General features: G+C 54.3%; 14 protein-coding genes. All 14 read right to left on the bottom strand.

Annotated features, from left to right (window positions below; genetic code table 11):
• Positions 1-161: 161 nt before the first annotated feature.
• A complete protein-coding gene (locus tag AC3E6W_RS05430; protein ID WP_490652532.1) occupies positions 162-1,043 on the bottom strand; it encodes a DUF6318 family protein in 882 nt (293 codons plus the stop codon).
• Positions 1,044-1,045: 2 nt separating this feature from the next.
• Entirely contained in the window at positions 1,046-1,645 is a 600-nt protein-coding gene (locus AC3E6W_RS05425) for a DUF6318 family protein (protein WP_490652531.1), read from the bottom strand.
• Positions 1,646-1,657: 12 nt separating this feature from the next.
• Positions 1,658-8,530 carry a DUF6531 domain-containing protein gene (locus AC3E6W_RS05420; protein ID WP_490652530.1) on the bottom strand — a complete coding sequence of 2,291 codons (6,873 nt, stop codon included), beginning with the start codon at positions 8,528-8,530 and terminating at the stop codon, positions 1,658-1,660.
• Positions 8,531-8,781: 251 nt separating this feature from the next.
• Positions 8,782-9,570, bottom strand: a complete 789-nt coding sequence (locus AC3E6W_RS05415; RefSeq protein WP_490652529.1) for a DUF6318 family protein — start codon at positions 9,568-9,570, stop codon at positions 8,782-8,784.
• A 94-nt stretch (positions 9,571-9,664) separates the two neighbouring features.
• Entirely contained in the window at positions 9,665-10,255 is a 591-nt protein-coding gene (locus AC3E6W_RS05410) for a DUF6318 family protein (RefSeq protein WP_490652528.1), read from the bottom strand.
• Between the two features lie 496 nt (positions 10,256-10,751).
• Positions 10,752-11,588, bottom strand: a complete 837-nt coding sequence (locus AC3E6W_RS05405) for a DUF6318 family protein (protein ID WP_490652527.1) — start codon at positions 11,586-11,588, stop codon at positions 10,752-10,754.
• A 10-nt stretch (positions 11,589-11,598) separates the two neighbouring features.
• A complete protein-coding gene (locus AC3E6W_RS05400) occupies positions 11,599-12,204 on the bottom strand; it encodes a DUF6318 family protein (protein ID WP_490652526.1) in 606 nt (201 codons plus the stop codon).
• A gap of 358 nt (positions 12,205-12,562) precedes the next feature.
• Complete coding sequence (locus AC3E6W_RS05395; RefSeq protein WP_141755746.1) at positions 12,563-13,438, bottom strand: DUF6318 family protein; 876 nt, start codon at positions 13,436-13,438, stop codon at positions 12,563-12,565.
• Positions 13,435-14,022 (bottom strand): DUF6318 family protein, encoded by a 588-nt coding sequence (locus tag AC3E6W_RS05390; RefSeq protein ID WP_490652525.1) that lies wholly within the window; start codon positions 14,020-14,022, stop codon positions 13,435-13,437. Before AC3E6W_RS05390 ends, AC3E6W_RS05395 begins: the two co-directional genes overlap by 4 nt.
• A gap of 83 nt (positions 14,023-14,105) precedes the next feature.
• Entirely contained in the window at positions 14,106-15,038 is a 933-nt protein-coding gene (locus AC3E6W_RS05385; protein WP_490652524.1) for a DUF6318 family protein, read from the bottom strand.
• A 334-nt stretch (positions 15,039-15,372) separates the two neighbouring features.
• On the bottom strand, positions 15,373-16,596 hold the full coding sequence (locus AC3E6W_RS05380; RefSeq protein ID WP_490652523.1) for a phosphoglycerate kinase: 1,224 nt from the start codon (positions 16,594-16,596) through the stop codon (positions 15,373-15,375).
• A 341-nt stretch (positions 16,597-16,937) separates the two neighbouring features.
• Complete coding sequence (gene gap, locus AC3E6W_RS05375; protein ID WP_490652522.1) at positions 16,938-17,942, bottom strand: type I glyceraldehyde-3-phosphate dehydrogenase; 1,005 nt, start codon at positions 17,940-17,942, stop codon at positions 16,938-16,940.
• Between the two features lie 353 nt (positions 17,943-18,295).
• Positions 18,296-19,318, bottom strand: coding sequence for a DegV family protein (locus AC3E6W_RS05370; protein ID WP_490652521.1), 1,023 nt, complete (start codon positions 19,316-19,318; stop codon positions 18,296-18,298).
• 177 nt (positions 19,319-19,495) lie between these two features.
• Complete coding sequence (gene leuS, locus AC3E6W_RS05365; protein WP_490652520.1) at positions 19,496-21,991, bottom strand: leucine--tRNA ligase; 2,496 nt, start codon at positions 21,989-21,991, stop codon at positions 19,496-19,498.
• Positions 21,992-22,077: the final 86 nt, after the last annotated feature.

The following is a 22,077-nucleotide window of genomic DNA, read 5'->3' as shown; positions in this document are numbered from 1 at the left end:
CGTCGCGGTCGTAGTTATCCATTCCGGGCTGCTGAATAGGGTACTGCATGTTCTGAGCCGCCCGCACCAAGGTTCTGGGGCTGCTGTTCCATATATCTCCTAGTGTGGTTGGTGTGGTGTGGTTATCGGTGATGTCGTGCGAATACCTGGAAGGTGAGTTTTTATGCCTCTAGCCCTTCAAGGGAGAATCCCGGAGGGTACAGCGGCGTGGCGTCCTTATCGTCTTCCACCAGCACCCAGCGACCGCGCAGGTGCTCTGCACAGAGGAAAGCGTACTCTTCCTCACCGGTCTTCAAGAACTTATCGATGGGTAGCTTCTCCCCCGTTTGGGGCACGTAGAAGACAGCCTCATCACGAATACGTCGCCTTGCCTGGTATCTCAATATCTGCCGACCATTCTTACTGCGGTCATTAATACCGGCGGTGGTAACCTGCAGGCGGTACACATCCTGACCGGCGATAAGCCAGCCGCGATTTTCCCGGTACAGCCGAAGAAGCTCAGGGGAAATAATCTCTTCGGGGTTGATCACTTCAGAGAGCGGTTTGGTATCTCCGGTGTAGTAGAAATAGTTCAGGGCGGCATAAAAGTACGCCTGAAAAATATAGAAACCACCGCGGTTATACTCATTCATTCCCGGCTGCAGAACGGGGTAGGGCACATTCTGGGCGGCACGCTCTTCAGTGGCGGGCACGTACCTGCCGTTGCGTTCGTAGGCGGTGTAGACCATAAACCCCGCTGCGCTTCCACGGTCTACGTAACCAGCATCAAACTTCTCATCAGGTTCTAGAGCGATTAGTGCCCTATCCCATTTAAGAAGACGCATTTCCTGCTTTTCCTCATTGGTGGCGAGGATACCGGCCTGTCGACCGACGAAGAGGGCACCGAGGGTGCCCACGCCTGCTACAGCGAGGGTACGACGAGAAAAACGGGGCTTCCGTGACTCCGACTGATGAGCAAGTAGCTGACCAGAAGATACCGGATGAGCTTCCTGGGAGGAATTCTGCTGGGCGCTCGTCTCCTGTTCCTTACGTTGGGGTCCCATGGTTATACCTCCTTTTCGGGGATGAAGTGAATATCCCATCCGGGATCGAGGAAACGCGAGCGCAGGGTGCCGTGGATTGCTCCGTCGCGGAGGAGCCCGCGCGTATCGAATTCGGTGATGGGCTGTAGCTGCCCGGTGTCTTTTCGGAAGACTTTAGCTTCGGGAAGGATGTCGAATTTGACGTTCCAGTCGAAGATTTTTTGTTCTTCGTTGTGGATGCGCGGTTGTGCTTCGAGAATGTGCATGGTCAGGATTTGTTGGTTGGGGGTGATGACCCACCCTTTTCCGTCGTCAAAGATATCTTGAATGGTGGGGAAGAATAGTTCTTCGGCGGTCATTGCATATTCGAGGCGACGCGAATCGGATGCCAAAAGCATATAGTTTTGGCATTGATAATAGTAGATATTATAGAATTCCAAATCAGCGGACGTTAGAAATTTAGTAAACGTGTAGGTGTAGTCTGGCGGCGGCGCAGAATATGCAGGGTGCTGCTGGTCTGCCGGGGTATAAATTCCAATCATGTCAGTATTGACAAGATGGTATGCTCCCTTATAGTCTTCTTGGTTGAAGAATTTTTTAGTCCACTCCGGGTCGATAGTCATTTCCTCTCCTTCCTAAAACGTATTTCCCCGAAGGGCTTCTCGTAACGCACGATTGTAATAAGTAGTCTTAGAAGTATTTCTACCGGTATATAGCCCAGTTCCTTCTTCTACTCCTTGCACTTCTTGTTGCGCGCTGTACGCCTGTGCATCGATATCAACGCCTTCATCATCACCGTAGCCACTAGCAGCATAACGCTGAGTAGCATCGACATAAATATTCATACCGTGAGAATCCATGCCCCCCCTAGCTTTATCACTTTCGACGACATGTACACGATTAGCGGGCTCGCCGTATTGCTTTCCAGGTGTTAGGCCAGGAACCACGTCATTCTCGTTCACAACAGCCACATAGTTAAAGTGATGGTCAAGATCATCTCGTTGTCCCTCAAGATTGCTGGTCGGTGCACCATAGGTTACAACATTAGATACCTTATATTTACTATTAAATTCCTTATTATTAGCAAGTGAATACGCCACGGCACCGCCCTGAGAGTGACCAACCATTACTACTCGGTCTACGTCTTGTAGCTTAGCATCCTTCATTGCCTTTTCCACCATTCGGTGGTAGGGCGACAGATCATCAACAGGTTTATCAGAGGTATTACCAGCCAGACCAAGATTATTTCCTATAGAGCCAATCTCACCATCTTTCATCGAAAGATCAAAATCAGTGCCGGGAATATAAACATATGCTACCTTCTCATTCGAACCATCAGGCTTCTTCCCGTCATAAACGTCAATTTGAACGGCTGAGTACCCTGCGTTTCCTTGCGATTTCTCCATGTCTTTAACATGTTGATTGTCATTAACTGAATTCATGCGTTGCGCCACTTGATGAATATTTTGCGGAGGAACAGGAGGAATATCCCCACTATGCCCATGCTGCCGCTGAACATTCAAATCCTCAATCTTTGGATCTTTATTAAAGTAATTATATATTCCAAAGGGGGAAAGTGGTGAATAATCAATTATCCCCATTATAAACAACAGTATTTGGGCACCAGGACTATACTTTATCTCGTTAATAATCTCGGATGTATCATGATTTTTCTTCTCTGTTTTTCGAACCTGATAGTCCCTAAATTCCTGCACTGACATCGGGCGCAAACCCCACGGGTCAGCTAGGGAAATAGGGTTCCAGCCCGCAAAAGAGTTCGTATCCATACCGTGCACAATACCCGGCACCGAGCTCAAAGCATCGGTGGACACGAAACGGTGCACGCCAGCATCAGCCACGCGGAAACCCATGAAGTCAAGGCCAGCAACATTGACAGAAGAAGCCACCGGACCAGCACTAACCATGCCAAGACCAGGAACAGTAGGAACAGCAACTACGTCGCTCTCCCACGGGTTAGAAGACATAGACCACCCCAAGCCATAGCCCAGTTCCTCCGCAGAAGACATATTCTCCAGCACAGAACCAGCACTCATTCCGCCCACACCCAGCACCATAGGTACGGATGAGACAGCATCCCATACCAAAGGCATGGACGAACCGGGGGCATCCACCATGGTGCTAGTATGCACGGAGGCAAGCTCACCAGTCATGTCATGGTGCAGCGACCATTCTTCAGCACCCTGGTGAATAGCGTTCACCTGCCCCATATGGTCCCACCCAAGGGTACGCTCACGGCGCTGCCCAGTCAGCTCATCCGTTGTCACCTCACGAATGCGCTCGCCGGCAGCGTTATAGAAATACTCAGTTCGAGAACGCTCTTGAACGGTTCCATCAGCGCCATACTGCACCTCAGAAACAGCACTGAGTAGAGCAATTGAATTGTGGCTGAAGGCGCGTTCCAGCAGCAGGGCGTTATCTCCCTGCTCACAATTGCGCTTATACAATGCCTCAGCGACCATCATGCCGTTTTCGTAGGTCCAGGTTCGTTCCTGAATACCATCAGATACAGAGATAAGAGCGCCAGAAGCATCATAACGATACTTCATAGTGCGCACCGCAGAGTTATTTTCTGCGTCTTCAAGCGTGCAAACAGCAACCTGAGGAGAAGCGTCACGTTCCACATGAGCAGCAAACGTGCTAACAGGTGCAGTCCCAGTTCCCAACTCACGGGTACCGGTACGCTCTACCTTGTAGCCCACGGGAACATTCTTAACAGGATCGAGTTCCCACACGGCGTGAGTGTCATCTGTACGCGCCGAAGTCAGGGCACCACACGGAGCATGGGTAAATTCCATCTCCCTGGTACGAGCAAAGACGTCCTTGGACTGGGCATGGCACACTCGACCCGCACCGTCACGCATCCAGCGAACTGAACCGTACGGGTTACTACTCATTACCAGAACACCATCAGCGTCGTAGGTATAGTTCAGCGTGTACTCACCACGCTGCTTAAACGCTTGCAAGGCATGCAGAGTACGCTGGTTCGCGTCTGGGGCGCGAAGAATACCCGTGATGTGATCAGCAATAGACACCGTACTTGAGATGCGCTTCATGCTCATATCACCATGGGGTACGCGAGTACGGCTCAGCAACCTGCCAGATGCAGAGTACTCATAGATGTGCTCTGCCTTTGCATCATTTACCGAAACCTTCAACGCGCCCTGCTGCGAGCCACGTCCACTCATCAAGGAATATTCAAAAGTTCCTTGAACTTCACCATCAACCGTGACTGAGCGGAGTACACCACCACGAGCGTAATCGTACTCAAACGAACGGATACGTTCGCCGTCATTCATCGTCAGAAGACGGCCTGCAGCATCGTAGGAGAAAGTACGTACGAGAGAGTCTGCCGCACTTTCAACCGTAAAACTTGTACCCGAGCGTTCTTCACGCAGAAGGCGTCCTGCCGCGTCCCATTCGTAGCTCGTTACGATACCCGCAGGCGTAATCCAGCGCAGAGGACGTGCGAGCGCATCATACTCACAACGGGAGGTACCGCCCAAAGCGTCATCAACGCTAACAAGGCGACCTGCCGCATCGTATGAGAAAGAACGGGTACCTTCAACGCTATCTTCAATACGCGCAATAAGTCCCCGTGCAGTATAGCTGTAGCAGGTAACCTTCTCCCCCGTATCTTCTTTAATGCGTCGGCCAGCAGCATCGTAGGTGTACTGTACAAGACGCGACGGGGTTGCTGAAGCATCTGCAGAATCCCGAATGGTCTTCTCCAACAGGCGACCTGCAGCATCATAGGTAAAGATAGTTTCCAGGTAACCTTCGTCAGTGTCGAGCTCACTCGTCTTCTTGAGAACCTTCTGACTGATACAACGACCTGCAGCATCATATTCAAAGATGGTCTCTCGACCAGCTGCGCTAACGCTACGACTCATGCGCCCCTGAGAATCATACTCGAAGCTAACTACCGCTCCATTTGCAGAGATAATCTGAGCAACCTGGCTCTGAGCGTTATACCCAGCCTGTGCAGAACTATCAGAGGAAGAGTTGAGAAGGATAGAGGCATCCGGAATATTCAACTTAGGAACGGGCACACTAAAGAGAGCCGCCATATCCTGACGGTTCTCAAACATCGTAATAACAGACGGAAGATGAGTAGCAGTAAGGGTACTGTCGACTCGCGATACGTTATTGCGGGAACCCAAAATAGTGGGAACACGAAGTTCCGGCTGCACCAAGCTCCACGACGCCCAAGGACCCGCAGGACGCTCAGAAGGCTGCTTACCTACTGAAGCAAGCCCTGCAAGAGAAGAATCAGAGTGCAAGGAGCCAGCGGGACCCAGACCCGGCACCATAGTCATCAGAGAATTTGATGCAGAAACAACTCGTCCCAGGGCATCGGTTATAACAGCGTAGTTACCAGGCGCGCCCTCAACTCGCATCGAGTACTCACCGTGAGAGCGCGAGTGGGTAATGCCCAAAGCTACACCCGTAGCGTCCACAATGCGGCTCAGGTCGCCAGTTAGAGAATACTCATACTCGGTACGAGCCCCACAGGGGTCAACGATAGCGACGAGCTGCGAGAGTTCGTCGTATTCATAATGGGTCTGGGCTCCTGCGGCATCAGTCATGGATATAACGTTGCCCCAGGTGTCGCGTTCGACACTGGTTCGGTTACCCATAGGGTCAATCACAGCGCTTAGGTGACCAGCTGAGTATTCAAAAGTAGTGATGTGACCTTCAGGGTCGGTCAGCGCTGTCAGGTGCTGCTCGGAGGTCGGCGTAGCGTTCTGAGCTGCCTCTTCATAAGACAGACCCCAACGAGCACCCATCGCGTCGACCACCGTGCTGAGGCGCCCGCTCGCATCCCACTCAAAATACTGGGTATCTCCGAGAGTGTTGGTTACTGAGCGCAGGTTGCCGGCAGCATCATACGAATAATGCGTTTGAGCACCACTAGAATCTGTGGAGCTCAGAAGCTGTCCACGGTCATTGTAGGTAAAGTGCTGGTTGAATCCTGATTCATCAGTGACGGCGGTGCAATGACCTGCGTTATCCCATTCAAGATAAGTTGTATCGCCTCCGTTACGGGTAATAGTCAGAGGGTTAGGGTCCAGCGGGTTCTGGGAGTAGGTATAGCGTGTTTCGGTGAGAGTGCCTGCACGCCGATCCTTATTCATAATTCGGTGGGCAATCATACGGTCGTACTCATCCCACGTATAACGGTGGACTGCACCTTCCGGAGTATTTTCCGAGACAAGGCGAGCGCGTTCATCGTAGCTACGATGAGTCACAGATCCGTCACGCTCACAGATGTAGGTGCGGTAACCGTAGGAGTTGTATCGCATGGACTGGCGGCTTCCGTCGCCAGCCACGAGGGAAACAAGCTGACCGTGTTCATTTGAGCGCCAAATATTAGCGTGCTCACCGGTTCCGGAATCTTCAATCACGGTCATTAGACCGTGCTCATAGCGGTAACTGATATTTCGACCGTGCTCAGTTTTCTGGGCTACGATGCGGCCATCAGCGTCATAGCTATTCTCAACCTCGCAATATCCCGTTTCATTCCAGACACGGTGGATGAGGTTATCTTCCGTCTGTTCATAACGGCGGGTACCATCAGGTCGCTGAACTTCGCAAAGCACGCCAGCAGAATTGTAAATATAGCGCGCATCGTTCAGCTGGCTTTCAGCCTGCACCGATGATTGTTCTTCAGAGGAGCCTTCACGGAAGTTGACGAGAGATGCTCCAGATACAAAGTCCTGTGCATCATAGCTGACAACAATGCCCTGCGCGCTAAGAGGCTGAATCAAAGCGCTCGGTCGCTGCGCTACGAACTCCTCATCGTCATTAGCCTTCGGGCCACGGCTGTACAGAGCAACTACAGCTGAGCTGGGGTGCCCCTCCATGAAAGCAACCAATTCGCCTGAAGGAGCATAGAAATAACGGCTACCAGAATGGTTAGTAACTGACCAGTAGTAGGTGGGTTCAGTCGATTCCGCTACTTCACAGGACGCCGGCGATAGATGATAGGCGGACTTGACCGCTTTATTCACAGCCGAGTACAGGGCGCCCCAAAGTGCCTCTTGTCCTTCGGTATCTTCTTCGAAGGGCGCAGAGGCTGATTCCACATTATGTGTAGGTGTCGCGTCTAGAGCTGAGTCGGTTACCTTCTCCAGCCAGTAGGGGGCGTTGGGAGTTCGTGCATACCCGCTAGCCGAGTTCGTATCACGTTCAAAGACGAGTTCACGACCGTCAGCAGTGTGCCATGAGATGCTGTCAGAGTTTTGCTCAAGTCGGCTATCCAGCACGCTTGACCAGCCCTTGCCAAAAGCACCATGAGGGGTATTTTGGAGGGCAGCCAGAACACTGTTATAGGTGCGTTCAAGACGGAGCACCGAGTTTACGCGAGAGCAAAGGTCAACTTCACTTTCAATGAAGTTACCGGTTGCAACGTTGACGGGATCATTTGCATAGCCGGACGAGATATTTACACCGGTAATACTCATACCAGGAACCTGCAGTAGGTGATGCATGGGAATATCATCATGCATCAACTCATTCAGAAGGTTCATGTCGAGGCTAACTTGAGCCTTTGCCCCAGGCCCGGAAAGATCAACAGAACCCTCCACCGAAGCACTAGTGAGATTGCCATAAGTTGCAGCATCAAGCATTACCTGAGCAACTTTTCCTAGCCAGGTAGCATCTTCATACACATCTTCAATCCAGGTGTGCAACGCAGCAATCAAAGAATCAGCGTTAAAAGTTCCCCACGAAGTATTCGAACGGAACTGAGCATAGGTGGACGCGACGCGATGTTGTGCCTGGCCAAGTTCAGCATTCATAGAAAAAGTAATCTGACCATACTGATACACATTATGTGGAATGATAGAAACTGTGGAACCAGCAGAGGCAATTGCAGCACGGGTATTCACACGTTGAGTACCCCGAGCGGAGGAGTTTTCCTCCGCAAAACGACCAAGAGTGCTCTGAGAGGCTCCTGAAGATACAGAATTTCCCTGCCCTCCGGTGAGGGGATCAGCTACAGGTCGTGGTGTGTAGACCTCAAAATGCGGGGGGTGGGAAGGCATAGGACGAGGAGGGATTTCCAACTTAGAATCTGGGTTATCTTCACCTGTTTGTTCATACCAGGGACCGCTATGCTTACTATGAATCGCGTGCTGCTTACGTTTGTTGAGCTTCTCCCATTCAGTAATCTCTCGGCGAATACGCTCTTCCTCGCGGGCAGCTTTAATATAAGTCTCCATATTACGAGCTGCGTTGCTAAAGCATTCCTTAAACTCTCGCAACAGCGCAAATGACGAAGCAAGCTTTGCTCTATACACCCGTGCGTAACCGCCGGTGAAACCTTCCAGGGCGAGCTGAGCGGCACCACAAGTACCGTCGGCGCCATAGCGAGCAGGGAGCTGATGCTCGATTACTTGAGTTAGATGCGTCAAATGTGTTTTGAGAACCTCAGCGCTCTCAAAGTCAAAAGGAACAGCTTCAGTATTAGCGTGGACGTTACCCATATATTTACTTCCGGAAGTTGATGTGACAGTGAACGAGCTTCCTCGCCCACATTCGTTGCATGTGTGCTCCCTCTCGGTGACAGTGAGAATCACATACCCTTCAAGGTAACACACGCACACTCTGCACACGAACTCAGTAGGACGGATTCCACCTCCCATAGCCAGCCGCGAAGAGCCCACCTCAAAAGTCCAGCAAGAAACCCCCTCCGGCGCGGTACCGAAAGTACCGCGCCGGAGGGGGCCCAGGGACGCTATAGATTGCCAAAGCCCTTCGGGTAGATCGGCTCGTAGGTGTTGCGGTTGCTGTAGCCGTCGCGGTCCACCACAATCACCCACTGCCCGCGCAGATGCTCCACAGCCAGCGAGAAACGCCCCAGGTACCTCAAATATTTGTTGACATCCTGCTTCTCCCCCGTCTCCTTAACGTAAAACGCAAGGTCCTTAGCCTTAGTCGTGTACAGGGTGCTCACCAGAATATTTCGGCTCGTATTTTTAGCCTTTTCACCCGCGATAAGATCATCAGCAACATTGGCGCTCAGCACATTCTTATCAGCCGAAATAATCCACCCGCGCTTCTCCCTGTACAGGCGAAGAATTTCGGGGTGTAGCACCTTTTCCGGGTCCGTGACCTTAGAAAGAGGCTCCGTGTCGCCCGTGTGGTAGAAGTAATTCATCGACGCAAAGAAGTACGCCAAGAATGCGTACAAGCCGGCGCGGTCGTAGTTATCCATTCCGGGCTGCTGAATAGGGTGTGGCACGTTCTGCGCCGCCTGCGCCTCGGTGGCAGGAATGAAGCGCCCCTTACGCTCAAACGCCGTGTAGACGAGCGGCCCGGAGGAAGGGCCCAAGGTACGGAGCTCATCGTACTTCTCCGTGGGTTCCAGGCGCACAAACTCCTGGTCCCGCTTCTTATCGGCTTGGGAATCCGAGCTCATCGTATTGAGCAGGTTGACACCCCAGCCAAAAGCCACCGCGACGAGGGCGGCACCGGCGAATACGCCAGCCCGTATAAACTTGGCGCGAGAAAGCATAGACCTCATGTACGCACGTTGCTCGTTGTATCCGGGTCCGCCGTATCCGGGTCCACCGTATCCGGGTCCACCAAAGTTATTCGTCATGTTGCTCTCCCCTCCCCTAGCTCAAACTATTTTCTAGGATGAATTGGACGGGCCTCCACTCATTCGTGAATTGTGTGCGTAGAGTCCCGTGTATCACGCCGTCACGAATCAGGCCGCGCGTATCAAAATCGGTGATGGGATACACCTGATTAGTGTCCTTGCGGTACACCTGAACTTCGGGCAGGATATCGAACCGTACGTTCCATTCCACAATTTTTAGCGTCTCGTCGATGAGGCGCGGTTGCCCTTCCAGCAGGTTCATGGTCAGAATCTGAGGGTTGGGCGTGATGGCCCAGCCTTTACCCTCTTCGTAGAGGCCCTGAATGGTGGGGAAGAACATTTCCTCGCTGATATTGTCCAATCTCAGAACCGCAGGTTCCGAGGCGAGAATCATGTAGTTTTGGCAGGCGTAGTAGTAGCCCAGGTAGGGGCGCAGGTTTGACACCTCGTAAGCATTCGGCGTGTACCTCACGCCCGGGGCGGGTGCCGAGTAGGCGGGGTGGTCCCGGTTTGCGGGCGTGTAGGGCCCAATCACGCCATCGGCTACATACGGGTATGTTCCGGTGTAGTCTTTTTCGTCAAAGAGCATTTGAGCGTTTACGGTCATTCTTTGCCTCCTTGGATTCGATGTTCACTAGTTGCCGTTTTCATAAGCTGCCGAGGTGGTCCTGGACTGCTCGGGCGGCTGGGTTCAGCACCTGGGCGTCTTCGCCCGCCTGTATTTGCTTGCCTGTATTTGCTTGCCTGTATTTGTTTGCCTGTGGAGGTGCGTGCGCTCCCTGTTTCGCTCCCCCGCGGCAACCGTATGGGTACCGCCCGGTGAGCGCCGGGGCCCTCTATATTTCCAGTCTAGTAAAGCTGCTCTGTCCCTCTCGGATACAGGCGGCGAATCGAGGGAATCCACAGCAAATAGCCAGGAAACAGCCCCGCCCCCCTGCCCGCGCAGGATTATCCGGGCATGAGCGGGCATGCAGAAGCCCCCGCCGGAACGGTACCGAAATACCGCCCCGACGGGGGTTCCTGTTCTAAAACCATGTACTAATGCTGCGCACTAAAGCTACGGAGTCAGGTGAGATGCACCCACATCAGGCACCCCGCACCTTTCATTCAGCCAAATCAGGGGCTTCAATGGGCTCAAACCCTGGCGGGTACAGAGGGGTATATTTTTTCATATCGCTTTTAACGAAAACCCAGCGTCCGCGCAGGTGTTCTACCGGGAGGATATAGGAGGTATTCTTAGAAGATATATTGAAGGAGATTTTTTCTCCAGTTTCCTGAATATAAAACGCAGTATCTTTTGCCCCACGAAAATCTATACCGACACTAAAAATATTGCGCTTAGTATTTTTTTCAAAATCACCTGCAAGTAATCTTTCCCTGACTCTTGCAGCAAGGATATCTTCATCCGAAGACATAACCCAACCGCGCTTTTCTTGATAGAGACGAAGAAGCTCGGGATTCAGCATATCTTCCGGCTTTACAACCCGAGAGAGTGGTTCTGTGTCTCCCGTATGATAAAAATAGTTCACCGCAGAACAAAAGTAAGCTATAAATATGTACAGACCACCCCTGTTGTAAGCATCAATTCCGGGTTGCATAACGGGGTATGGAACGTTTTGAGCTGGCTGTTCTTCAGTTGCGGGGATAAATCGCCCCTTACGCTCGTACGCCGTATATACAAGGGGGCCATAAGAGGGACCTAAAGAAAGGAGGGCATCGTATTTTTCCGCAGGTTCGAAGCGGATAAATGCTTGATCTCGTTCCTCCTGAATTTTCTTCTTTCGTTTCTCGGTCCTCGTTTCGTCCGAATCAAACAGACCAACGCTCTGTCCAACAATCACCCCGGCAGCGCCCACGCTAAGCGCGGCTACTGCGCGGCGGGACACAAGAGGTGCTCTGCCTGCAGAATTCTCGGTTGTCTGCTCATCGTGGTTACTCATGGTCGTCTCCCTAGCTCTTAGTGTTTTCCGGGATAAATCGATGTTCGTCCTGCTCGTGCTTGCTACTCGCTGGGCGGGAACGGAATGTACCGTAAATTGCTCCGTCTCGGATAAGCCCACGCGTATCAAAATCACTGATGGGATAAAGCTGTCCGGTATCTTTTCGATACACTTTGGCTTCCGGAATAATGTCGAACCGAACGTTCCACTCCGTGATTCTTTCTTCCTGATTAATCATGCGCGGCTGAGGTTCAAGAAAATACATATTCAGAATCTGCTGGTTTGGGGTAATAACCCACCCTTTACTCTCTTCAAAAAGGTCCTGGATAGCCGGAAAGAACATATCCTGAATTACCGCCTCTTCTTTCAAGAAACGTGTTTCCGATGAAAGAAGTAAATAATTCTGACAGGAATAGTAGTATCTATACTGTTGCAATAGTTCCGCAGAGGTATAACGGTTAGTGACGAAGAGAAACCCACGATTTGGAGCGGGTGGCGAATAAGCGGGGTGATCGCGATTAGCCGGGGTATATAACCCGGTGACACAGTTAGCGATATAGGGACATTGTCCCGAGTAGTCTTCACCGTCAAAGAATTCTTTGTCATGCCTAGCCATTCTTTCCCTCCTGGCTTCTACCTAAGACCAGCTGCTGTATTCCTGGGCAGCTGGGCTGGATATACTCCTTCGCATATCCACGATGTAATTTTTACGGGTTTACCCGCCCCGCGCTTAGCAACGCTGACGCCGCCAGCTATGGGAGCCTCTACGTTTCCAGTCTATTGGAAGCCATCCACACCGGCCTCAAGACGACCCTCCAAACCTCAGAATCCACAGGATATAGTCAGGCGTGCACTCAGCGATGAGAAATCCCGCTGGAGCGGTACCGAAGTACCGCTCCGGCTGAGGTCTCTATCCAGCCCCATGCACTTGGGCTACCCTTAGGTGGATTGTTCGGCGACTCCCACCCATCGATTTAGTATCTTATTTTATGAAAACCGGGAGGATATAGAGGCATCAAATCCTTTCCATTATTAATAAAAACCCATCGCCCTTTTAAATTTTCTACATACAAACCGGGAGAAGTTTCTTCCACCGGCTTATAATTTTCAAGATTAAACCTTTCACCTGTCTCAGGAACAAAGAAATACGGCATCTTAGACTTGTAAGCATCCGTAATACTGAATTCAAAAATATTTCGCTTGGTGGACTCGAATTCCACATTCGGATAGAAACTGCCTCTACTTATTGAGAGATTTTCATATACGTCACCATCAGCAACAAGCCATCCGCGTTTTTCTTGATAAAGTCGGAGAATTTCAGGTTCAATAACGTCTTCTGGCTTCACAATTTTAGAAAGAGGCTCAGTGTCCCCAGTGGCGTAAAAGTAATTCAGAGACGCATAATAGTAAGCGATAAAAACGTATAACCCAGACCTAGTGTACTTATTCATACCCGGGTGTAATACCGGGTAGGGAACATTCTGCGCCGCGCGCTTTTCCGTTGCAGGAACATACCGCCCATTACGCTCATACGCCGTGTAGATGAGCGATTCACTAGTTTTTCCGAGCTCCTCCTGATAGTCGTATTGCTGCTTCGGCTCCATGTCGATATATCTTTGGTGTTGAAGCCGTCGACGTGCTTCCCATTGCTCCTCGTACGTTCCCAGCACACCAGCACGATACCCGGCAGAAACAAGCAACCCAGCACCCAGAACGCCTACGCCCACTCTGCCTAAAAAGACACGGCGGTTAACGGGACGACCTTTCCAAGGTTCAGGCTGATAATTGGACCGGGAATATGGGTCGGAATACGAGGTAGGATACGGGTTAGGACCGCTGTTGATACTCATGATGTCTTCTCCTCTGACGCATTGTTGGTACCTTCTGGGATAAAACTGATTATTGGATTTTCTCCTTTTATACTCACCGTTCTCATCGTGCCGTGTATTGATCCGTCACGAAGCAGATTTCGCGTATCAAATTCAGCGATGGGGTGCATTTCTCCGGTATCTTTTCGATACACTTTTGCCTCGGGGTGAATATCAAATCGCACCTTCCACTCAGTCACCTCTTGCTCCGAACGTGTAATGTGCGGCTGGGCTTCAAGAACATGCATACTAAGAATTCGAGTATCAGGTGTAATTACCCAGCCCTTACCCTCTTCGAAGAAATCTAGGATAGCTGGGAAAAAGATCTCGTCCTCACTCCACGGGTCTTCTAAACCCCGTATATCAGACGCCAAAAGCACATAATTCTGGCAGGAGTAATAATAGATATAGCTGAAAAGCTCCCGCACAAAGCTATTTGCTGATTCTTGCCCATAATAGTCATCTGGGAGAGGTGCACAATATGCTGGATGATTCTGATCAGCTGGAATATACTCGCCAGTTAAACGAGTGGTTGCTAACGAATACTCGCCAGAGAAATCATCCATGTATATAAATTCCTTAGGCAATTTTTTGCTGTCTATCATTGTCTTCTTCCTTACACTCATCTTTGGATGTTTAGAACCAAATCTTAGGATTCACCGGTACGAGGAACATCTGCGGGGTACATCGGTGTCCTATCCTCGTCATTATTCAACAAAGTCCACCTGCCATTCAGGTGCTCAGTTCCCAGATTCTCCATTCTGTTGTACCGTGGCTCCCGGCCCAGAGGACTCTGATATTTGTAAAGAGATAATTTTTCACCGGTACTCGGAATATAGAAATACCCTCTATAGGATTCTTTATATACCCCAAGCGAGCACCATAGAATGTGTCGACCATTCTGCTCTGTTATCCATAGCTGATCCGCACCAGTCATCGGGAAAGAAAGCCACGCCTTACACACGTCCTCTTTCGATATAATCCATCCGCGGTTCTCTCGGTACAGGCGAAGAATTGTTTCAGGAAGGACAGCCTCCGGCTCAACAACTTTCGACAGCGGCTCGGTATCTCCCGTGTAATAGAAGTAGTTGAGGGCCGCGCAAAAATACCCCATGAAGGTATGAAGACCCTGCAGACTATATTCATGCATCTCCGGTTGCAGTACAGGGTACGGTACATTCTGCGCGGGATGTTCCTCAGTCGCGGGAACGAACTCACCATTGCGTTCGTAGGCAGTGTACACAAGAGGACCTTCAAAATCAGATACCTTGGTTGCTTCCACGAATGCTTGGTCCGGTTCCAGAACAGCCAAAGCCCGATCCTTTTGAGCCTGCCGTTCTTTCTCCTCAGCTTCCTGCTTCTTTTTACGTTCCTCTTCAAGCTCCTCCGGAGTCTTAATCAGGCCCGTGCACCGGCTAACAACCGCAGCCGTCAGAACACCTACGCCGGCATATCCCAGGGTTCGTCGGGAAAAGCGCTTCTTCTCCTGCTCCGGTTTCTGCACAGGGGTTTGTTCAGGGGTTTGCGCAGGGTTCTGCTCCGGAGTCTGACTGACTGAATTGCCGTCGTTGTTCGTGGTCATTAGTGTTCCTCCACGGCTTTCGTGAAATACCGCGATGTATTTTCTGAAGTTGCAGCCCTCCACCGAGTACAACAGACGTGTCCTATGAACGGCGGGGAACCCTACATTCCTAGTCTATTAGAGTCGGTTCCACACGCCTCCGATACAAGCCGCAACCCCAGGGAATCCACAGCAAATAGCCAGGAAACAGCCCCGCATCCTGCCACATAAGATGGACCGGGCATGAGTGGGCACACAGAAACCCCCGCCGGAACGGTACCGAAACACCGCCCCGACAGAGGTCTCACGCTAAAACTCTGCGCTCAAATCACGCAGTCAGGCTAGGCCACCCGGATTAGGCGCCCAGTGCCTCCAGGCCGGGCAGGGTCTTGCCCTCGATGTACTCGAGGGAAGCGCCACCACCGGTGGAGATGTGGCCGAACTGCTCGTCCTTGAAGCCCAGGTTGCGGACTGCCGAAGCGGAGTCGCCACCACCGATGATGGAGAACGCATCAGAGTCGACGATAGCCTGTGCCACCGCGCGGGTACCCTCAGCGAACGGAGCGATCTCGAACACGCCAACGGGGCCGTTCCAGAAGATGGTCTTTGCGCCCTTAATCTTCTCAGCGAAAATCTCGCGGGTCTTGGGGCCAATGTCCAGGCCCTCAGCCTCTGCGCCGAGCTTGCCGCCGGTCAGGTCCTCAATGGGGCGAATCTCGGTGTTAGCATCTGCGGAGAAGTCGTCAGCCCAGACCACGTCCACTGCGGTAACAATCTCGGTACCCTTCTCGGGGGCTTCCTTCAGGTAGCGCAGAACGTTCTCAACCTGGTCCTTCTCGAGCAGGGACTTGCCCACCTCGTAGCCCTTTGCGTAGGCGAAGGTGTAACCCATGCCGCCACCAATCAGGATGGTGTCAGCCTTACCAATCAGGTTGTCAATCACGGCGAGCTTATCGGACACCTTAGCGCCGCCCATGACCACCACGAAAGGACGCTCGGGGTCGTTCAGGGTCTTAGCCAGAACGTCGACTTCCTTCTTCACCAGGTCACCCAGGTATGCGGGCAGACGCTTAGCAACGTCGTACACGGAAGCGTGCTTGCGGTGAACCGCACCGAAGGCGTCGTTCACGTATGCACCGTTCTCGCCGGTCAGTGCGACCAGCTCGTCAGCGAACTCGCCGCGCTCTGCGTCGTCCTTGGAGGTCTCGCGAGCGTCGTAGCGGACGTTCTCGAGAACCAGGACCTCGCCGTCAGCCAGGGCTGCTGCCTTAGCCTTTGCGTCCTCGCCTACCAGGTCGGTTGCAACCTTCACGGGCACGGAGGCGAGCTCGGCCAGGCGTGCTGCCGCCGGTGCGATGGAGTACTGGGGGTCGACCTTGCCCTTGGGGCGACCCAGGTGTGCGGTGACGATGACGCGTGCGCCAGCCTTGGCAAGCTTCTCAATCACGGGCAGGGATGCGCGGACGCGGCCGTCGTCGGTGACGACGCCGTCCTTCAGGGGTACGTTCAGGTCGGAGCGAACGAGGACGTGGCGGCCTGCGACGCCTTCTTCGAGCAGTTCGGACAGTGCCTTAGCCATGGGATTTCCTCCTGGTTAGGTGGGTTTATATACCGTTTCAATCATACCGAAGAATAGGGGTTTTGACAGCCTAAAAAATAAGCTTTTATAAGGTGTTTCTCCGCAGAATACCGCGGATATTCACCCTTTCTACCCCCTGCTCTCTTACGGTATTTCTGACTCAAAATGAGCGATAGAAAATAGTATGTTTATACATCATTAAGGGTTTTATTCAAGACCCCTGCACAAGAGTCTTGGTACAGCAAACCCCGACTCCCCCGCGTAAAGCGGTGGTGCCGGGGTTCACTATATGCGTTAGTCACGCTCTATGACGCTTAGCTATGCATCGAAGCCAAGAAGGCTTAGAGGGAAGCCACAACCTTGTTGGTGAACTTCACGAGGCGTGCAACGTAGCCGTACTCGTTGTCGTACCAAGCGATAACCTTCACCTGGTCGCCGATGACCTTGGTCAGCGGTGCGTCGAAGACGGTGGAGATGGGCTCACCCTCGATATCCTTGGACACGATGGGATCCTCGTTGTACTTGATGATGCCCTTCATGGGGCCCTCAGCTGCTGCCTTGACCGCTGCGTTGACTTCCTCAACGGTGACCTCGCGCTCAGCGGTGAAGGTCAGGTCGGTGATGGAGCCGGTGATGGTGGGAACGCGGACTGCGAAGCCGTCCAGCTTACCCTTCAGCTCAGGCAGAACCAGGCCAACAGCTGCTGCTGCACCGGTGGAGGTGGGGACCATGTTCACGGCTGCGGCGCGTGCACGGCGCAGGTCGCGGTGGGGTGCATCCTGCAGACGCTGGTCAGCGGTGTATGCGTGGATGGTGGTCATCAGACCCTGCTTGATGCCGAAGGCGTCGTTCAGGACCTTAGCCATCGGAGCGAGGCAGTTGGTGGTGCAGGAAGCGTTGGAGACGATGTGGTGGTTAGCTGCATCGTACTGGTCGTCGTTCACGCCCATGACGAAGGTGCCGTCGATGTTCTTACCGGGAGCGGAGAGGATAACCTTCTTAGCGCCGGCCTCGAGGTGTGCCTTTGCCTTGGTGCCGTCGGTGAAGAAACCGGTGGACTCGAGGACTACGTCAACGCCCAGGTCCTTCCAGGGGAGGTTCTGGGGGTCGCGCTCGGCGAGGATCTTGATTTCCTTGCCGTCAACAACCAGTGCGCCTTCCTTGACCTCGACCTCTGCGCCGAAGCGACCCATGATGGAGTCGTACTTGAGCAGGTGTGCCAGGGTCTCAACATCGGTGAGGTCGTTGATTGCGACGATCTCGAAGCCGACGCCCTCGGTCTGAGCTGCGCGGAAGAAGGTGCGGCCGATGCGGCCGAAGCCGTTGATTGCTACGCGTACAGTCACTGGAGTATCTCCTTGTCAGTGCGTTGGGTGGCGACCCGCCCAATTCGATGCCTTGTGGGCATTATGCTTACCGAATTATTCCGAGCTCTGTGGTGCCCGGCGCGTTCCGCCGTTGTTGGTAATAATCCTACCCTAGTTTGTGTGTGTTTTGGTGTGCTCATTCGAGAATTTTTTGTGAGTTACCCCATAAAATAGGCGAAAAACCCTTTGTTTTCTGTTGGTTTACGTGGTGTTCACCCCGAGAAAATGTTGCGATATGGTCTAAATAACAATAAATACACACGATGCCCATTCGCAGAAAAATCCCGCCGTATCAAGGCACGATGAGAGGGTACAAACCACCCTTTCAACCGCTAATACACGACCATCGCAACCGCTCCCAACCCCGAATGGGCCGAAAGCACCGGGGGCAAAGAACTCACCAAAAACTCGGGTATGTTTAGCGCCACAGAACCCTCACCCGAGGCAGAATCGGTGGAGGCACCCGCGGAATGACTCAGCGAGCCCTCACCCAGCAGGCGTTGCACCCGCTCATACAGCTGCACCGCCTGGGCCGCATTACCCACGTGATGCACCGCGACCACCTCGCCGGGCGTATCGCTGCCCGGGACCGCATCCGTTGAAGCGTCGAGAGCGGCGGCATGACGGTGCTCGCGGCAGGCCTGCACCGTCAGTTCCACGAACCGATCCAGGGCGCGCGCGGCCGTACGGGGCCGTTCCACGTAGGTGAGCTTCCCCTGGGAAATCGTGCCGATGGGCTTAATCTGAAACATCTGCCCCACCATCGCCAGCGCCGGGGAAACGCGACCCCCGCGGCGCAGCGCATCCAGGGTGGGGATGTAAAAGTACAAGGTCGCGCGCTCACACACCCGCCGCATGCACTCCACGACCCGCTCGGGGTTCGGGTCCTCCTCCAACAGCTCAAGGGCGCGCACCACCGCATGACCGTAGGCGCCGGCCACCGTGCGGCTATCCACCACGCTCACGCCCTCGGCACCCAGGCGGCTCAGGCGCGCGCCGGTACGCGCGGACTCCACCGTGCCCGAGAGCTCGCCGGAGAGGTGAACCGACACCACGTGCGTAAAGCCGCGCGATGCCAGCTCGTCGTACACGTCAGCAAACGCGCCAGGAGCCGGGCCGGAAGTGCTCACGGTCTGCCCCATGACGTGCGCCAGCATAATCGCCTCGTCCATCTCGGCGGCGCCGAGGCCCTGCAAGCTACGGTCCTCCGCACCGGGGGTGCGAATCGTAACGGGCATGGGCACCACGACAAAGTTCCCGCGAGCGCTCAGCCGCTCCACCAGCTCCGGATGCAGTGCCGCGGCGCTATCGGTGACCACGGCAATGCGATCCTTTGCGTTGTTCTCGTGCCCCATATTCCGGCCCTTCTTCCGGTTCGTCAGCGAATGATTCAGCGACGAAGCCTCTCCTAGCGTTTCCTGAACATTATGGCACTCATCACTACCGCAGTACAGCAAAGCCCCGCCGTGCCTTTCGGGACGTTCCGCAGAACGAACCGAAGCCACAGCGGGGCTTGCAGATCGGCTAAGAGCCTAGATTACGATGTTCACGAGCTTCGGTGCGCGCACAATCACCTTGCGGATCTCGGCGTCACCCAGCGCACGCTGAACGGCGGCATCGGCCAGGGCCAGCTCCTGAAGCTCCCGCTCGGAGATGTCCTTGGCGACTTCCAGGCGAGCCTTGACCTTGCCCTTAATCTGAACGATGGCGGTAACGGTGTCGTCCACCAGCAGGGCCGGGTCAACCTCGGGGAATCCCGCGGTCAGCACCGGGGTGTCGTGACCGAGCACGTGCCACATGTCCTCGGCGGTGTACGGTGCGTACAGCGAGAGCAGGATGGCGATGGTCTCGGCGGCCTTGCGGACAGCCGGGTCAGCCGCACCGGCGCCGGAATCAATAGCCTTGCGGGTAGCGTTGACGAGCTCCATGGTCTTCGCAACAACCACGTTGAACTTGCCGCCCTCAATCAGGCCCTGCACCTCGTGCACGGTGCGTGCAATCAGCTTCTGCAGCTCCAGGTCACCGGTAGTTGCGTCCACGCCGGGTTCGCTGGTGACGTCCTGAGCCACGCGCCAGGCGCGAGCCAGGAACTTCTGCGAGCCGGCGGGGGAAACGTCGGCCCAGTCCACGTCATCCTCGGGCGGGGACGCGAAAATCATGGTGGTGCGGATTGCATCCACACCGAACTTATCGAGCTGCTCGCCCAGGTTCACGCCGTTACCCAGCGACTTGGACATTGCCTTGCCGCCGTTGAGCACCTGGCCCTGGTTCATGAGCGCCTTGAAGGGCTCATCGTGCTGAATCAGGCCCAGGTCGCGAACAACCTTGGTGAAGAAGCGCGCGTACAGCAGGTGCAGAATTGCGTGCTCCACGCCGCCCACGTACATGTCGACGGCACCCCACTCGCGCATGGCCTGCGGGTCGAAGGGAGCCTGGTCGTCATGCGGGGAAACGTAACGCAGGAAGTACCAGGAGGAGTCCACGAAGGTGTCCATGGTGTCCGAGTCACGGCGAGCCTGCTTGCCGCACTTCGGGCAGGGCACGATAGCCCAGTCATCGGCGGCGGCCAGGGGCGACTGGCCCTTGGGGGCCAGCTGCTCACCACGCAGGTTATCGGGCAGCAGAACCGGCAGCTGATCCTCGGGAACGAGCACCTCGCCGCAGTCCTCGCAGTGAATCACGGGGATGGGGGTACCCCAGAAGCGCTGGCGGGAGAGCAGCCAGTCGCGCAGGCGGTAGATAACCTTGCCCTCACCGGTGCCGGCGACCTCCACCAGCTCGATGGCCTTGGCAATCGCCTCGGCCTTGGGCAGGCCGGTCAGCTCGCCGGAGTTCACGAGCACGCCGTCACCGGCGGTAGCAACACCGCTGGTGGCCGGATCCTCAGCGCCCTCAACATCCAGAACCTTCACGACGGGCAGGTCAAACTTCAGGGCGAAGTCCAGGTCGCGCTGGTCGTGCGCGGGCACGGCCATAATCGCACCGGTACCGTAGTCGGCCAGCACGTAGTCGGAGGCCCACACGGGCAGCTTCGCGCCGGTCAACGGGTTAATCGCGTAGCGGCCGGTGAACACGCCGGTCTTCTCGCGCTCGGAGGACTGACGATCGATATCGCTCAGCGCCTTGATGTCCTCGCGGTACTGCTCCAGGGCGGCCTTCTGCTCGGGTGCCACGATCTGCTCGGCGAACGCCGCATCCGCAGCAACAACGATGAAGGTTGCGCCGTACAGGGTGTCCGGGCGGGTGGTGAACACGGTGAAGGATTCGGCGGCCTGGTCCTCGGTGGCCTCAATCTCGAAGCGCACCTCGGCACCCTCGGAGCGGCCAATCCAGTTGCGCTGCATGAGCAGCACGCGGTCGGGCCACTTGCCCTCCAGCTGCTCCATGTCGTCCAGCAGCTGCTGGGCGTAGTCGGTGATCTTGAAGTACCACTGGTTCAGGGCCTTCTTGGTCACGGTGGTGCCGCAGCGCTCGCAGGCACCGTTGACGACCTGCTCGTTAGCGAGCACGGTCTGGTCCTTGGGGCACCAGTTGACCATGGAGTCCTTGCGGTACGCCAGACCCTTCTTATAGAACTGCTCGAAGAACCACTGGGTCCACTTATAGTACTCGGGGTCCGAAGTGTGCAGGCGGCGGCTCCAGTCAGCGGCAATGGCGTAACGCTTGAACGACTCGGCCTGGGTGTCGATGTTCTTGTACGTCCACTCCTTGGGGTGAGTGTCGTTCTTAATGGCTGCGTTCTCTGCCGGCAGGCCGAAGGAGTCCCAGCCAATCGGGTGCAGAACGTCGTAGCCGCACTGCTTGTAGTAGCGGGCGTTCATGTCACCAATGGCGAATGCCTCCGCGTGACCCATGTGCAGGTCACCGGAGGGGTAGGGGAACATATCCAGAACATACTTGCGGCCCTTGGGTGCGTGACCGGTGGGCTGGAAAACCTTCGTTTCGTCCCAGTAGGGGCGCCACTTGGCTTCCATAGCGCGGAAGTCGTACGCATTTTCGTTGCGTTCGGTCTCTACCTGAGCAGACACAGCGATTCCTTAAATAAAGACAGGTTGATAAAAACTTAACCCTCCAAGTGTAACGCGAAACCTGCACCGCGCCAGAGTTGAGACTG

Source organism: Rothia sp. SCPM-O-B-18226 (M350), assembly GCF_058213595.1.
This window is presented reverse-complemented; position numbering and strand designations above follow the sequence as displayed.